General features: G+C 44.2%; 9 protein-coding genes, 1 other RNA gene and 1 pseudogene. 5 read left to right on the top strand and 6 right to left on the bottom strand.

Annotated features, from left to right (window positions below):
• Positions 1–223 precede the first annotated feature (223 nt).
• The 6 genes and pseudogenes from E1163_RS11170 to E1163_RS31750 form a co-directional block, all read right to left on the bottom strand.
• Positions 224–943, bottom strand: a complete 720-nt coding sequence (locus tag E1163_RS11170) for a tetratricopeptide repeat protein (RefSeq protein WP_155171668.1) — start codon at positions 941–943, stop codon at positions 224–226.
• Positions 944–1,144: 201 nt separating this feature from the next.
• The gene (locus E1163_RS11175; protein WP_221417984.1) at positions 1,145–1,384 is read right to left on the bottom strand and encodes a GIY-YIG nuclease family protein; all 240 of its coding nucleotides are present in this window, start codon (positions 1,382–1,384) and stop codon (positions 1,145–1,147) included.
• A gap of 318 nt (positions 1,385–1,702) precedes the next feature.
• Positions 1,703–2,112, bottom strand: a transfer-messenger RNA (tmRNA) gene (gene ssrA / locus E1163_RS11180).
• Between the two features lie 120 nt (positions 2,113–2,232).
• The gene (locus E1163_RS11185; protein WP_155171670.1) at positions 2,233–9,369 is read right to left on the bottom strand and encodes an Ig-like domain-containing protein; all 7,137 of its coding nucleotides are present in this window, start codon (positions 9,367–9,369) and stop codon (positions 2,233–2,235) included.
• Positions 9,350–11,212: a S8 family serine peptidase gene (locus E1163_RS11190; protein WP_425482702.1), complete on the bottom strand. Its 1,863-nt coding sequence runs from the start codon at positions 11,210–11,212 to the stop codon at positions 9,350–9,352. Before E1163_RS11190 ends, E1163_RS11185 begins: the two co-directional genes overlap by 20 nt.
• Positions 11,195–11,518, bottom strand: a pseudogene (locus E1163_RS31750) (subtilase family N-terminal domain-containing protein); the annotation flags it as partial. The pseudogene E1163_RS31750 and the gene E1163_RS11190, both read right to left, overlap by 18 nt.
• A 422-nt stretch (positions 11,519–11,940) precedes the next feature.
• Here E1163_RS31750 and E1163_RS11195 point away from each other — a divergent pair.
• The 5 genes from E1163_RS11195 to E1163_RS11215 all read left to right on the top strand — a co-directional run bounded on the left by E1163_RS11195 (position 11,941) and on the right by E1163_RS11215 (position 15,633).
• The gene (locus tag E1163_RS11195) at positions 11,941–12,735 is read left to right on the top strand and encodes a DUF481 domain-containing protein (protein ID WP_155171674.1); all 795 of its coding nucleotides are present in this window, start codon (positions 11,941–11,943) and stop codon (positions 12,733–12,735) included.
• Positions 12,736–12,855: 120 nt separating this feature from the next.
• The gene (dnaX, locus tag E1163_RS11200; RefSeq protein WP_155171676.1) at positions 12,856–13,962 is read left to right on the top strand and encodes a DNA polymerase III subunit gamma/tau; all 1,107 of its coding nucleotides are present in this window, start codon (positions 12,856–12,858) and stop codon (positions 13,960–13,962) included.
• A gap of 86 nt (positions 13,963–14,048) precedes the next feature.
• Positions 14,049–14,576, top strand: coding sequence for a hypothetical protein (locus E1163_RS11205; RefSeq protein WP_155171678.1), 528 nt, complete (start codon positions 14,049–14,051; stop codon positions 14,574–14,576).
• 141 nt (positions 14,577–14,717) lie between these two features.
• Positions 14,718–15,263 (top strand): RNA polymerase sigma factor, encoded by a 546-nt coding sequence (locus tag E1163_RS11210; RefSeq protein WP_155171680.1) that lies wholly within the window; start codon positions 14,718–14,720, stop codon positions 15,261–15,263.
• Complete coding sequence (locus tag E1163_RS11215) at positions 15,250–15,633, top strand: DUF6768 family protein (RefSeq protein WP_155171682.1); 384 nt, start codon at positions 15,250–15,252, stop codon at positions 15,631–15,633. The genes E1163_RS11210 and E1163_RS11215 overlap by 14 nt, the downstream gene beginning before the upstream one ends.
• Positions 15,634–15,734 lie beyond the last annotated feature (101 nt).

Genomic DNA, 15,734 nt, shown 5'->3' on the forward strand with positions numbered 1-15,734 from the left:
CCAATTTTCTGGATGATTAAAGGCAATACCCAATTTATTTGAGTCAAATTTGCCATTACAATTGGTGTTTTCTTCCGTTTTACTTGAACAGCTAATTATGCAGGTAATCGCAAGAATAGTTTTAATTATACGCATTACTTCTATTAAGGATCAAAACTGACTTTGTTTAAAAGCCGAATATTGCGTTTCATCACAATTATATTACCGGCTAATCTAAAACCCCTCACCTACAAAACTCCTCCAAATACGCCCCCATCTGAACCAAGCCAAGCATATAAGACTTATTCCAATCCACGCAACAGCCTTCCATATCACCTAATTCCCTTTTGGCGGAACCTCTGTTTTGATACGCCATGGCATAATCCGGGTTAATTTGAATGGCTTTGTTGTAGGCTTCAATGGCTTTAGAATATTCAGCTTTCAAATAATATACCTTACCCATTCCATAATAACCCTTTTCCAAGGTTGAGTCGAGCCGAACCATGGCTTTAAAATCCTGGAGTGCCAAATCTAATTGGTTTAAGCCCAAATGGCTGTACCCTGCACTCTCATATGAAGGAAGGTAGTCCGGTTGCAGCTGTTTTAGCTCATCCAGATATAACAGCGCCATTTCGTATTTCTTTAAACTATTATAGGCCAACGCCATATTGTGCATAGCAGATAAGTCATATACACTTTCAAGTTCCGGGTCAATATTCAATATTGCATCGCAGTCTGCTATTGTCTTCTCATAGTCTTTTAAGGAATAATATGCCTTACTCCTGTGGATCAATGCCTCTTTGTTGTCTTTATCGTATTTAAGCACATTGGAGAAAGCCTCTATCGCTTCCGTATATTCACCTTTCGACAAAGCATTATGACCAGCCATAAGATTGGCGTCTTGCTTCTGGGCATAAAGTCCATTAACACCGATTAATATTAATAATGTCAGTAGATATCTCATGAAAGAGAACTCAGTTCTAATATTCTAATTCCTTAATTGAGGTACATGCTTACAAAATAAAACAATTCTCCGAGAAATCTGACATTTCATGCTATCCTGGGCAAGGGATCGTTTGTGGCCCCAGGTTCAGCACAGCAATCCTACAACCTGTAATGAACAAGGACATCCTCCAGTACTGTTTTGGAATAGCAAAAGCCCACATCACAACAAATGCCTCTTAGAAAAAGCCCTTCCTGATCCTGATTTCAAATATTTCTCATATTGGTAGGCCTTGTATTTGTCATTAAATGCAGTATAAACAATCACAACAACCGGCAGCCTGCTTTTAGTATAATGCACCTCCCCATTCATATGTCTTTTCAAGCGATTTTCCACGCTGTTGGTACACCCAACATAGTGCGTACCATCATTACATTTCAGGATATAAACGTACCACATCATCAATCAAATTTTAACGAACAAAATATTCAGAAGCCATAAGGGAAAATTTCTTCACCCAGGCTGATTTATATGGGGTACAAAAGAGAGCTACAAATAAAGGAAATTCTACGTATCAACCTAAAATGATATGGAGTGAATTAATTGAAACAAAACCTCGTAACTGGTGATGGCCCACCTTCGTCCTATCGGACTATGGTGGACGATGATGGACGATGGTGGAGTTCCTCCGCCTTAGCCCGGCCGAACTGCCAGGAAGTTCAAAAGGAAGGACTGCAAACAAAAATGCCCGCCTTCGTCCTATCGGACTTCGGCGGGCGATGGTGGAGCCGGAGGGATTCGAACCCTCGTCCAGTGAAGGCAACTATCGTGTCTTCTACATGCTTAGTTGTCTTTGGGTTTTCGAGTAAAGCGAGGTAGACAACCACCGAACTTTACCTTAGTTGCGATTAAGTTTCGCACCAACATCACAACCCTGTCAGCACTAGTTATGTCTGTTCGACACTCCAAATCTGACCGGACATAACGACGGTCAGCAGAGTGTGGCCCGGGAATCGCGTCTGGCGATTCAACCGTTTAAGCCTGCTATCTTAACGAGTTGTTAAGATTAGGCAGCCATGGCGTAATTAGATTCGCCAATTGTGTTGTGGAACTATCTTTCAAGGCTCTCATCCCATGAGCCTGCATGCTTACCCACGTAATCACACATCCTGTCAAAACCGGTCGGCCCCGGTTTTCAATTAAGAATACAAATATAAGGGTAAATAAGTTCGCTATACAAACTCAGAAGCGATTATAAAAAAAGGGCCGCCCAACGGGCGGCCCTTAATTCAATAACCTATACTATATCACTACTTCTTAATCAACAGACTTGATTCTTTGTAGTGCTCGTCTTCTGAGGTAATGGTTATGGTATAAGTACCTCTTGCGAATCCTCTGGCATCAATTTCAGTTCTCAGCTCACCCAATGAAGAGTTCACTTTTCCTTTATAGATCAATGCTCCGAAGATATCGTGTACCATTACTTCGTAGACTCCTTCTTTCTCTACTTCCATCGTTACAGATATTTCATCCTGGAATGGGTTAGGGAAAGTAGTTATCGCTTTCTCATAAGGCTCGTTAGGCACGGTATTCGCCAAGCCGAATTCGTGGTGTCTGGCCGCAGAGTAATGGGCGTTGATACAGTGGATACCATCCACATCAAAACCATCTGCTGCAGGGCCGAAGCCTTTGTAGTTGATATCTGAAGTATCCACAATTTTGATATATTGGATATCCATCAAACCACTGTTAGCAATATCAAACGCAGTGTCCTTGCAGGCCGATCCTACGAAATAGAAATCAACACCATTGTCAGACACATATACATCGGCTGTTTCAGGGTAAACTCCGCATTCGTCATTTACATCATCATATGTAGTTTCGAATACGATAAAGTCATCACCTGGCTGGTCAGCCACTATGTTATTGAGTCTGATCACTAACTCACCTCCGAAGCCCAGAGATACAAAGTTGATCTCACTGTTCTCTTCCGGCATTCCAAGAGCAAGCTCAGGATTGCTTCTACGAGGCGGTACCATGGTACCTTTCTTCCTCAAGCCCTGAGTGAACGAGATCACCTCATCACCCATACAAGAGTTGTCTATATCGCAAACTTCACCGGTTGATGTAGTTACTACTTCGTGCTCTTCGCCTTCGGCATCCAACCAGGAGATTCTGGCTGTGTTGTCGCCGGCTATAGCTTCGGTATAGAAATATGTAACACCATTGGCTACCCATAAGCTACCGCCTTGAGTAGTGCCCAGCACTTCCCAGTTCACCATTATGCCAAACGGATTGGCATTGGTTACCTTCCATCTTCTGAAGAGGTCAGGGTTGTTAGAGCATGGTGACTCAAGCGTAAGCTCCTCAATACCACAAGGGTTGAAGGCCGACTCTTTTACTGTTTCCTGAGGTTGCTGATTTTCATCGAGCCATTTCAGTTTCAAGGTATTAGGTCTGTCGCTTAAAGTATTGCTGGTAAAGATGTTCTCACCAGGCTTTACAGTAAGACTATCACCCTCATTAGAACCTATGATAAACCAATAGGTATCTACCTCGAAGCTGTTAGGGTTATAAACGCTCCATCTTCTTTCCTCATCAGGATTATCAGAACACAATGACTCAAGAGTCAATGGCTCGATACCTACAGCGTTCATCACCATATGAAGCACTTTCTCAGGCTCTGAAGGAACGTTGGTAAGTAAAAGAAGATCTTTCACATACTGTCCTTTTTCCACCTCAGTAGCATCAAAGGTCACTGTTACATCTAACGACTCTCCACCAGGTACAATACCTTGTCCCGGATCAACAGTTAACCACTGGATACCTTCATAGATGATCTCTACCTCGTCGATTTGCGCATACCAGTCAAAGTCACCTGTGTTAGGATCATAATAATGCCATCTCAGCATCATTGTAGAAGCACCTTCGAGGTACTCATCCAACGGTACACTTACGAACTCACCGGGAACGGTGAATAAACCTCCGTGGTCTTCGTTCCAGCTAAGTACGGTTGTCCATGAGCTACCACCATCTGTACTGATATCCAGGTTAAGGAAATCCTGGTTCAGGTAGTTCTGGTAGTTCACATAGTATTGAACAGCCACACCGCTTTTACCTTCAATATTGACCTCAGGAGTGATCAGCTCAGTATCAAACTCAGCAGTACCGGCAGCATCGCTATTGGCAATGGCAGATTTTCCGGTTCCACCTGTATAGTTGTCATCAGATGACTCCCATACCACGCCTGTACCTTCGTTATCAACCAGTGTCCAGCCTTCAGGAGGGAACGTAGTTCCTTCGAAGCCTTCGAACAACAATTGCTCACCTTCCAGGAAGGTTATAGGTCTTGCAGGGTTATATGCTCTTGACTTATCAAGATCTTCCTGCATCTTCTTCCTTCTTTCAGGGCCGAAGTTGTCTTCTCTTCTGAATTCACCAGGTACCGGAGCATCTCCAAAACCTGCAAATCCGAATCTCAGATTAGCCTCCCCTGCATTGGCAATAGTAACGGTATGCTCTTTCATAGTATTAAGCACCACATCACTAACGATCGTGTCAGGAGAAACTTCCAGTACAGGAGGATTGATCACCTCAAGTGTTACAGGAATTTCAACCTCCGGCTCATCAGGGTCATTGTTAAATACAATGATCTGGTCTTTGTAGATACCTTTTTCAAGGTTAGTAGCATCAAAAGTAACTTCGATCTCTACCGTTTCACCAGAAGCAACATTACCAAACTCAGGGTTAGTTGACAAGAACGGAATTGGCGCTTCGCCATCCCAGATGTTCAAATCATCAAGATCCAGAGTAGGACCGGCAGTTTCCATCAAAGAAAGTACAACTACCTCTTCAATGTCACCGGCAAAGCCCTGTCCGGTATAAATGGCTTCCTGATCTACATATACCGTAAACTCACTGGTAGCTCTTTCCACTTCAAGCTTCAGGTTGAAGTATGAAGTATCCACAGCATCAATGATAGTTTCGAATACAGTACCACCTGCGCCATCATCTACAAGGGCATCCATCGATCCGTCAGGATTGATCTGTAGCCTTGTGATCACCAGCTCGGCAGTGGCAGACTGCGGTATGAGTTGCCATGTTACACCTGTTCCGGTCAGATTTACATCTGTAGTAAATGATGATACAGGCTCCGTGCCGATACCAACACCCGGTGTAACCGCGGCAGACTGTCCTAGTCCGTCAGAAAGGCCTCTGAAGTGTTTCACACCACTATCAGCATTTTCTGCTTCCACAGTCCAGTTACCAAATTGTGCAAACCAGCCATTTTGGTTGTTGATGTCACCTAATTCGAAGCTTTCGAAATCGGTACCATAAGCCAATGTGCCTGCAGTTCGCTCTACATTAGAAAGCGCTATAGCCTTTTTGCCCTGATACAGTTCCCCATCGTATGGAGCAGTTCTCAGGTTTGGCTCTATTCTTTCTGAATTATTCTTACTTACAGATACTACTTTGCTGTTTTTCAGGTATCCTCCCAGCTCATATCTCAGTACACTTTCACCATTGTTGGTGATGTTCAGCGTCTGAGTATCAGAGAAACCTGTAACCAGTACCTGCTCCAAAGAAGTAGGGCTTACCTCAATGTCAGCAGCTCTAAGTACTTCCATCATGGCAAATACAGATGCAACAGGCATATTTGCTGCATTGCTGTTTACCAGAATTCCAGCGAAGTACTCACCCGGATCAACTTTTGAAGCATCAAAAGTAACATCGATCTTCAGCTCCTCACCTACCGGTACTGTACCGCTGGCAGGAGAAACCGTCAACCATGTTGTAGCATCTGTCAATATCTCGACATCATCAATCTGAGCGTAGAAATCCCAGTCGCCTGTATTAGGGTCGTAGTATCTCCATCTCAACTTCATTTCAGAAGCACCGGCCACATATTCATCCAGCTCAACTACTACAAATTCACCGGGAGCGCCGAAGCCTGTACCGTGAGATTCGTTCCAGCTAAGCACTGTGGTCCATGTAGCACCATCGTCGGTGGTAACTTCCAGATCAAGGAAATCAGAACCCAGGAAGTTGCGGTAGTTAGCGTTGTATTGTACTACTACGCCTGTTCTTCCGGAGATATCAATAGCAGGAGTGATCAGCTCTGTATCGAACTCCACGCCCTGATTGGCATCACTGTTCACAGAAGCAGCTTCACCGGAACCAGCCCAGTTTTCCAGCTCCTGATCAGCAAGCGGGCTCCATACCAGTCCTGATCCTTCGTTATCTACTACAGTCCAGTTCGCAGGAGGGAATGTACCTCCATCGAAGTTTTCAGTGAAGATCGTTTCACCTGCTACCAGTTGAACTACACTTGCAGAACGCGTCTGAGTAGCCTCGTACGCCAGACTCTTTTCGAATTTAGCTCTTGAAGCAGCAGGTACATTGGCTTCTGCCATGCGCATTTGCTGGTCTTCAAGGTCAGCACCAAACACGCCGATGTCAAAGTTCAGGTCTTTACCTCCTGTATTTTTGATCGTGAATTCGGTAGTTTCCTCTTCTTTGTAGTTTACAACCTGCTCAAGTACCTGAGGGGTAACCTCTACTGAAGATTGTCCTGTTACAGTAAATGTCGCAGGGATTACAAGGTCAGGGCTTGACGCTCCGCCAATGAATACCTGGATATCTCTGAAGTAGGTACCGAAATCAATCTGAGAACCGTCAAACTCAACATCAAGTGTTACACTTGATCCGGCAGGTATTACTCCCGCATAGTCAGACAGGCTCAGGAATGGAGGCACGAGACGTCCTTCATAAACTGACAGGTTGTCCATATCAAAAGTAGGCCCTGCGGTTTCCATCTGGGAAACTACAGCTACAAACTCAAGATCGGTTGAGAAGGCTTTACCTTCATATACTTCTACATTATCTATATAGAACTTGAAGTTTCCGGAAACTTTGTCTACTTCAAATGCTATGTTGAAATAATCGTCAGGAACATTGTAAGTCAAAGTATCCAATACAGCACCACCGGCACCATCATCAGAAACCATTACTACGTTACCCTGAGGATCAAATATCACCCGGCCGTTGATAGCAGTAGAAGACTCTGTAGAGATCCACCATGAAGCTCCGGCTTCAAGATCAACATCCATAGAAGCTGTGGCTACTGCCTCACCTCCCATTTCCAGTTGAGGAGTAAAGGCCGCCGATTGTCCTAATCCATCAGACAGCCCTCTGAAATGCTGGCTACCAGTGGCAGGGTTAGTGGCTTCAATTCTCCAGTTGCCAAACTGGCCTGTCCATCCTTGCTGCCCGTTAATATTGCCGGTAACAAAGTTTTCAAAGCCGGTTCTGTATATTTCGTCACCATCAGCCATCTGCGTTGCGCCTTTAGCTACGGCAGCAGCTACATTCATAGCAGCTCCGCTGAAAGCATTGCTCCTTGGAGGAGTGTTGGCATAGCCTGCTGCAAATGTAGGCTCAGGCTCTGGTGCTCCGTTAACTACATCTATTACGTATTCCGCATCCAGCGAACCGTTGTTAGACAAAGTGAGCTGACGTGTCTCTGAAAGACCTTTGATCACTGTAACATCAAAGAATTCAGGATTGGCAGTCACGGCTGGCCCAAGTACGTTTAGGGAAACAGGTACCTGAACTAAACCATTAACAGGGTCATTGGATGTGATGTCTATACTGGCCTCATAGAAACCTGCCTCCAGGCCTTCGGCGCTAATAGCCACATTTACCTCAATAGACTCACCACCTGAAAGTGTTCCTTCTTTAATATCAGTTGACACAAAACTTGCTCCTGACAACCACATGATAGCATTGTGGTAAAGGGTAGGCAGATCGCCGGTCCAACCGGGTACGCCATCGCCGCTGCTTGGAAGTAAGTTAAGGGCTACTACATTGTCATTAGCAGCTACAAAAGGATTACCATCAGACCAGTCGGCTATCAAAGTAGCTCCCGGCGCTAAACCCGGATCCTGGAACAGGAATGTATTTCCGATTGAAGATACATTTTCCATAATAGGATGACCCGGCTCATGTACAGCACCTAATGTAACATCATTGGTAAAGTCAGTGCTGCTTACGGTAAACGGACCATAGTTTTCAGTAATAAACCTGCCTTCAAGTGCCCATGCGTCATAGTCATAAGCGAAGCAGTTGGCAATTACTTTTCCTCCCTGGTCGATGTAATCAGCTAAAAGATCACCAATCAATGCGGGGCTTACATTACCTCCTGCCAGCCATTGTGTATTGTTGGTGGTCATGATCACGTCATAGTCCGCAACATCTGCCAGCGTAATATCAGGCAGTGCTGTTTCAGGATATATGCTAACGTCAATATCAGGGAAAGCACTCAAAGCTGATTGAAGATCGGAAACATCATCATCAGGAGTGAGGATAAGCACCTGTACATTGTCAGCAGACAAATGTACGTTTGACATTACCTGCATTCCTGCAAAGCTTCCGACGGCTTGCTGCTTCATTCCCTCAGTTGACATGCTTCTGCTTGCTTTGGCAGGCAGTGACATGCTTACTGATGCGGTAGAGTCTCCTCCCGCTGCACTTACTTCTATAGCAAAGTTCAGCGTTGCCACACCATTGTTGGTAATGGTCAGCACTCTTGAAGTGGTATCTCCTCTTTCCAGTTCAGCCTCCAGTGAAGAAGGGTTAACTGCTATAATCGGAGCTTCTACACCGTTACCTCTGGCAGGTACGTGTAGCTCAGGAGTATCTGTGTCATTGCTATATATTACAATATCACCGGTTACCTCTCCCAGAGATGAAGGCGAAAACTGTACTGTCACCTCATACGATTCAAAAGGCATTAGTGTAATTGCTGTATCGGCAGAAACAATAGAAAAATCAGACGAAGTTGACTGAATGCTACTGATTTGAAGGATCTCTGTTCCGCCATTGGTAATTTCCAACACCCTGGTATCAGTTCCTCCCACGAAAGTATCGAGGAATACCAAAGAATCAGGGTTAACTGTAATCACAGGCTTGCCTGTACCTTCTACATTCATAGTAGCCGGCACTACAAACTCACTGTTCACAGGATCGTTAGTGCTTATCTGAATTTCGTTCTGATAAGTACCTCCGAATAAACCTGTAGCATCAAAAGTAATCTGAATATCCTGAGACTCTCCTGCAGGTACTGTTCCGCTGGTGATATCTGCACTTAAGAAAGGATAAGTGTCAATTTCACCATCATAGATCTGCATATCGTCCATGTAGAATTCACTACCTGTCGCTTCCATAGGCGACAGCAGTACTACCTGCTCAATATCACCTGCAAAGGCTTTGCCTACATAAACAAGCTCATTGTTGATGTAAACATTCATATCCAGGGATTCTCTGTGTACCACCATCTTCATATCAAAATAGCCTGATGGAGTTTCACCAGGGATATCTACATAATCACCTGCATCGCCATCCAGGATGGACATGCCACCGTCGGCATCAAAGCTCAACCTGGTCAACTACCAGCTCGGCAGTAGGAGATTGAGGGATATATTGCCAGGTAACACCTGTACCTTCGATCTTGATCTTGGCAGAAGTAGAAGAATAAGCCTCTTCGCCTATACCTACATTGGGGCTGAATGCGAGTGAATTCGCACCGGCAGCAGTAGACGTTCCCAACACGTGCTTGGTACCCGCGTAAGGCATAGCTGTACTTACATCATAATCCTGCGTACTGCTGGTTGACCAGCCGTCCTGGTTATTAAGTGTACCTGTATTGAATGACTCAAAACCGGTGCTGTATTGTGCACCTGCCAGTACCTGAACACCACTTTGTGTATATGCCTTTCTGGTAGAAAGCATTTTAGAGTGTGGCTTGATGGTCTTAGGCTGAGTTGAAGCCATAGATGGAGTAAACACTGTACCTCCAAATGAAATATCAAAATCCAATGGCCCCAGACCATCATTGCTGATTGTCAGGGTTTGTGTTTCTGTTTCGCCGGTAACCACATCAGCGGTTAGCGATGATGGAGAAACGGAAGCCACAGGTGCATCATTGGTAGTAGCTGATACTACATTACTGATCCCCGATACGTTACCAAAGAAATCTTCTGATTTGATGGCAAAGTAATATTCGGTTGCTGAATTCAGCCCTGTAACGGTATAAGTTTCCAATGTACCTGCCAAAGATGCCTTAGGCTGATTAGCTACAGGAGTAGCAGAATCAAAATTGGCTGCTGTAATTGGCGAAGTTGAATACCTGACATCATAAGAAGATGCCGAACCATTGCCCGCATCCGCAGGAGCTGTCCACTGTAATGTTACACTTGACAGGTCTACATCGGCCACAGAAAGATCAGTAATATCTTCCGGAGCCACACCGTCGTCCTGCTGAAGTGCTGCAAAGGCATTTATTCTTCCTGAACCTAAAAACTCAAGTCCCGGAAGAGGGTCAGTAGTTTGCTCAATCCTTGCCCATACCTGGTCGGGAGTAATATTCCCGATACTCTGAGAAACGATCAGTGCTGCAAGTCCTGATACGTGAGGACATGCCATGGAAGTACCTGAAATAGACGAGTACTGATTGTTAGGGAAAGTACTTAACACGTTAACAGCAGGTGCTGCCACATCAACCCAGTCTCCCCTGTTGGAAGAAACATACTGGTCATCGTTATGATCAGTACCACCTACAGCGAGTACGGGGTCATAAAATCCTGGGTAATACTCTCCGAAAGAGCCATCGTTACCGGCGGCAAATATAACGAGGCCACCTTGCATTGGCCCTACAGGGTTGCCCATTTCGTCATAACCGGCTTCTGCAATAAAGTAATCTATGGCATCCAATACTGCCTGCTCAAAAACACCCGCTGAGGTATACCCCCAACTGTTTTGAGAAATAACAGCGCCATTGTCAGCACCATAAATATAGGTTTCTGCGAAACCGCCTGTTCCTGACGCTCCGAAAGCAGCACACGACATCAGTCGCACACCATTGCCGGAACCGTCACCTCCGGCTACACCGGAAACTCCAATACCATTGTTGGTAACGGCAGATACAGTACCACCTACGTGTGTACCATGTAAGTCTGCCGGGATCTCACCCGTATTATCCCCAAAACCATAACCATAGATGTCATCGACGTACCCGTTATTGTCGTCATCTATGTCATTATCAGGGATTTCATCTGTATTGACCCACATATTGGCGGCAAGATCTTCATGATCTACATCTATACCACCATCTGTTACTGCCACGATTACCTGGCTGTCACCGGTTTCGGTGCTCCAGGCCTGTAGTAAACTGATGTCAGCTCCGGGAGTTCCTCCGGTCTGACCCGTGTTGTTATAATGCCACTGGTCCACAAAACGTGGATCATCCGGCGCAGAATTCAAAGGCATCATGATCTTAGCCTCTGACAACATCCGCTCACGACCACCTATATGCTTTTCATATATAGGCTCAGACTTGATGACCTCCGTTAGCTTTCCAAACGTAGAAACCGCCTGGTTCACATCAGTGGATTCATCAATCTGCACTTCATACCAAAGATGAAGGCCATGTTTGCGATGCTTCGCTTCAAACTTCCCTCCGTGTCTGAAAACGCGCTTCATGTTGGTAGCCTTGCTCCTCGAAAGGGCCTGGTCCAACGACGCATTTCCTGTACGCAAATACCCCTGGGAAGTCCGGGACATCTGCGCCTTTTGTAAATAGGTTGCAGTTGTCTCAGCAACTTTTATGCGTAATACACCCTGGTGTACCGCTACCTTGTTCTGGGCGGTAACCTCATGCATCAGCAAGAAAATTGCAATGAGACAAAAGCATGGGATTCTCATAAAAAGATAAATCTTTTTCATGCTTAAATTGGTTTTTGGTTAATTAATCGGATTAAAACGGGTAGTCGAAATTCGGAAATACTGCTGCTAATAACAAATTTTATTCTGTTAATTATCAGAGCATGTAATATAATTCTTTCAAAAATAAGTATAACAGAACATTATACGTTGCAACATATATTGCGCTTAAAGATTAATCTGTTTCATCTCCCGTCTCGTTACTTCCTTATATTTCCGAGACTCCTTAACTTAGCACGATGAAAAAATCTGTTTTTGTTTTAGCACTGATTTTCACCACTTTAAATGTAAGCGCTCAAATTCTAAAGGTGGATAAAGGGAGCATCGACTCAGACTCCTCGAACTATTTTATGGGGAATATCAACTTCAACTTTAACCTCAACAACAGGAGTGCCACAGCCGAAAAAGAAATAACATTTACGGGTTTGGAAGCTAATGCAGATATTGTATATGTGGCTGAAAAACATGCATATATACTTATAAATAAGATCAATTACTTTAAATCTACCGGCGGGCCCCTTATCAGTACGGGCTATGCTCACTTCAGGGTAAACTTCCTTAGAAAAAGGATAATGTCGTACGAGTTATTTTCGCAAATACAATATGACGATGGCCGTATGATGCCTTTAAGATTTCTGCAGGGCGGTGGGTTAAAATTCAGACTCAGCTCCACAGAAAAATCCAAAATTTACCTGGGCATCGGAGGTATGTATGAGGAGGAACATTGGAAGTCTGTAACGGAAGAAGATGTGATCATTGAGAAGGAATTATGGAAGACGAGCGACTACATAAATGGAAAATTTAATTTTAATGATCATGTAAGTTTTGACGTGATTTTGTACTATCAGGGTGGGTATGATGGTGAAAGTGAGGTATTTAGAAATCGCTTTAGCGGAGATGCCGTCCTGAGCATGCAATTAACAGACAAGTTGTCCTTTCTTACCAGCTTTTCAGCTCAATACGAGGACAAACCTATAATCCCTATAAATAATTTTGTGTACTCTTTGACAAATGGCCTGAAATGGTCATTCTAAAAAACAGAGGCCGGAATTAACCGTTTAACAACTCTGGCTCAGGCCTACTTTTTATGTCCGGCAGAAATAATTGAACAAAATAACTTAACATATCCAGTCACTTTTTTTTAACTTCGAGCGATGGAAAAGTTTGTGGTATCAGCGCGTAAGTATAGGCCAACAGGTTTTGATGAGGTAGTAGGTCAGGAACATATCACTACTACGCTTAAAAATGCAATAGATAATAACCAACTTGCCCAGGCCCTTCTCTTTTGTGGTCCCCGTGGTGTTGGTAAAACTACCTGTGCCCGTATACTGGCCAGAATGATCAACCAGTTTGACGAAAAAAGTGAGGGAAACTCTCTCAATATTTTTGAGCTGGATGCCGCATCGAACAACTCCGTAGATGATATCAGGAACCTGATCGACCAGGTACGGTACCCTCCTCAATATGGCAAATACAAGGTGTATATCATAGATGAGGTTCACATGCTTTCCAACGCTGCCTTCAACGCGTTCCTTAAAACCCTTGAAGAGCCGCCACCATATGCTATTTTCATCTTAGCAACTACTGAAAAACATAAAGTAATACCCACTATATTATCGCGTTGCCAGATCTTTGATTTTAACAGGATCCAGGTTTCTGATATTGCAGTTCATCTGAAGGGTATTGCTGACAGGGAAAATATAAAAGCAGAAGATGAGGCCCTGCACCTGATCGCCCAAAAAGCTGACGGCGCGCTTAGGGATGCCTTATCGATCTTTGACCTGATCGTAACCTTCTCTTCTGACAGGAATGTAACGTATCAATCCACGATCAATAATTTACATATCCTGGATTATGAGTACTATTTCAAGGTTGTCGATCACTTACTGGCAGAGGACTTGTCTCAATCACTGCTGATCTTTGATGAGATCCTAAAGCAGGGTTTTGATGGCCACAACTTCATTGTAGGCCTGAGTGAGCACTTGCGCAACCTGCTGGTATGCAAAGACAATGCAACTGTTCAACTCATGGAAGTGCCCGATAATACTAAGGAGAAGTACATCGAACAGGCTAACAAAGCTTCTTTGTCTTTCCTGCTTACAGCACTGAACATATCTAACCAGTGCGACCTCAGCTATAAGGGAAGCAAAAACCAACGCCTGCATGTTGAGCTGGCTTTAATGAAATTAGCTCATGTCAATGCTGCCGTTAACCTTGCCTCTCAAACTTCTGATAATGGCGTAAAAAAAAAAGTGATGTAGCTAAGGAAACGCAAGCTGCCCCCGATCAAAACGGGGAATCAGTTTCGTCTTCCAAAAGCCATGCAGGCACTCCATCAGCCACACCTGTGCCGTCGCAGGGTATTTCATCCGCTTCTTCAAAAAGGCTAAGTTCCTCCAAGCTCAAAAGCACCATAAAAGTACCCAAGGATATCAACGCCCTGGCCAACAAAAGCGATGAAGAGGTTCAGAAGCAGGACAATGCCGAGGATCAGGAGTATTTTGGCAATGAACCTTTCACCTACGAAGAATTAAAAAAACACTGGCAGGACTTTGCCAACCAAAAAGAGGCTGAAGGTAAGAACTTTGAGCACATGGTACTCCAGCAGGAAACCTACCTCAAAGATGCCACTACTCTTGTGATCAAATTTACCAATCCGGTCAAGATCGATATACTGGACAAATTCCGGGCTGACCTGATCACTTACCTGAAAACCAAACTCAACAACGGCAAGATCAGCCTTGAAATAGAAATGATCGAGGAAGAGGCCAAGAGAAAAATGTACACGAACAGTGACAAGTTCAACTACCTGGCCGAGAAAAACCCCATTGTAAAGCAACTGAGAGACAGGCTGGGGCTGGATCCGGATTTCTAAATGCCTCAGTTGGTATAACTCTGACAGGGCTTAGAGCCCTGTCAGAGTTATACCAGCTAATCCCACGCAAAATAAACTTATCTTCGTTTTGAACCTTTGCACAAAATGACAGACTAACCTTTGTCAACCGTCAGCAAGCGAATGGATAAGGATAAAATTCTAGATGAGTTACTGATTTACAAATGCCGTGATGGCGACCAGAAGGCTTTTGGTTTATTAATCAAAAGATGGAACAGGAAGCTCATCTCTTTTGCCTATAAATTCATCCGTGATATGGATTCGGCCCGTGACGTAGCTCAGGAAAGCTGGCTCTCCATTCATAAAGGACTCAACAAGCTAAATGATCCGGCAAAGTTCAGTACCTGGGCTTTCAGAATTGTCTACAATAAGTCGATGGATCACCTGCGCTCACAACAAAAGCAGAGTGAAATAGAGGCCTCTACCAACGAGGTAGCGAACGACGAGCTTGACGACTACCACACTGATGCAACTACAGTCAGCGAATTGCTCGGCAAATTGCCAGTGCAACATAAGACTGTCCTGACATTGTTTTACCTGGAGCAGCAATCTATCAGGGACATAGCATCTATTTTGAAGTTGCCGGAAGGCACGGTCAAGTCCAGGATCTTCTACGCGAGAGAGTTATTGAAAAGAAAATATAAAGAACTGAAAAATGAAACACACTAATGAGCAAATCGACAAGATCATCCATGAGGCCTTAAGCAAAGAAGAGGCTGCATTTTATGATCAATTGGGTGAACAGAATATAGTGGAAATGACACTAGGGGTCTTTCAGGGCAAGAATAAGGGGCTGTACATAATAACTTTTATCATGTCACTGATACTATTTGGTGCATTCATCTTTTGCATGTTCAAGTTATATCATGCTGAAACTACAAAGACTATGATCTTGTATGGAGCGGGTGCCTTTTGGAGCATGATTAGTGTACTGGGGATTAAGATTTGGTATTGGATGCAGATGAACACTAACAGTATGCTAAGGGAAATGAAGAGGCTGGAGTTACAGATTGCAGCTTTGAGTGGTGTTAATCGGTGATTTGTAGTTGCTGGGTGCTGGGTGCTGGGTGCTGGGTTCGGGTTGCTGGCATTCTCTACGTATTCATTGACTCAAAGGCCTGCTTGTTTTGTCCCTACAGG

Origin of the sequence: Fulvivirga kasyanovii (genome assembly GCF_009711405.1) — a bacterium.
In the GTDB taxonomy this organism is placed as follows: domain Bacteria; phylum Bacteroidota; class Bacteroidia; order Cytophagales; family Cyclobacteriaceae; genus Fulvivirga; species Fulvivirga kasyanovii.

What these genes read in the sequence shown, in the direction of transcription:
- E1163_RS11170 (WP_155171668.1), bottom strand. Translation starts at nt 943, where the DNA reads ATGAGATATCTACTGACATTATTAATATTAATCGGTGTTAATGGACTT.
- E1163_RS11195 (WP_155171674.1), top strand. Translation starts at nt 11,941, where the DNA reads ATGAAAAAATCTGTTTTTGTTTTAGCACTGATTTTCACCACTTTAAAT.
- dnaX (WP_155171676.1), top strand. Translation starts at nt 12,856, where the DNA reads ATGGAAAAGTTTGTGGTATCAGCGCGTAAGTATAGGCCAACAGGTTTT.
- E1163_RS11215 (WP_155171682.1), top strand. Translation starts at nt 15,250, where the DNA reads ATGAAACACACTAATGAGCAAATCGACAAGATCATCCATGAGGCCTTA.
- E1163_RS11175 (WP_221417984.1), bottom strand. Translation starts at nt 1,384, where the DNA reads ATGATGTGGTACGTTTATATCCTGAAATGTAATGATGGTACGCACTAT.
- E1163_RS11210 (WP_155171680.1), top strand. Translation starts at nt 14,718, where the DNA reads ATGGATAAGGATAAAATTCTAGATGAGTTACTGATTTACAAATGCCGT.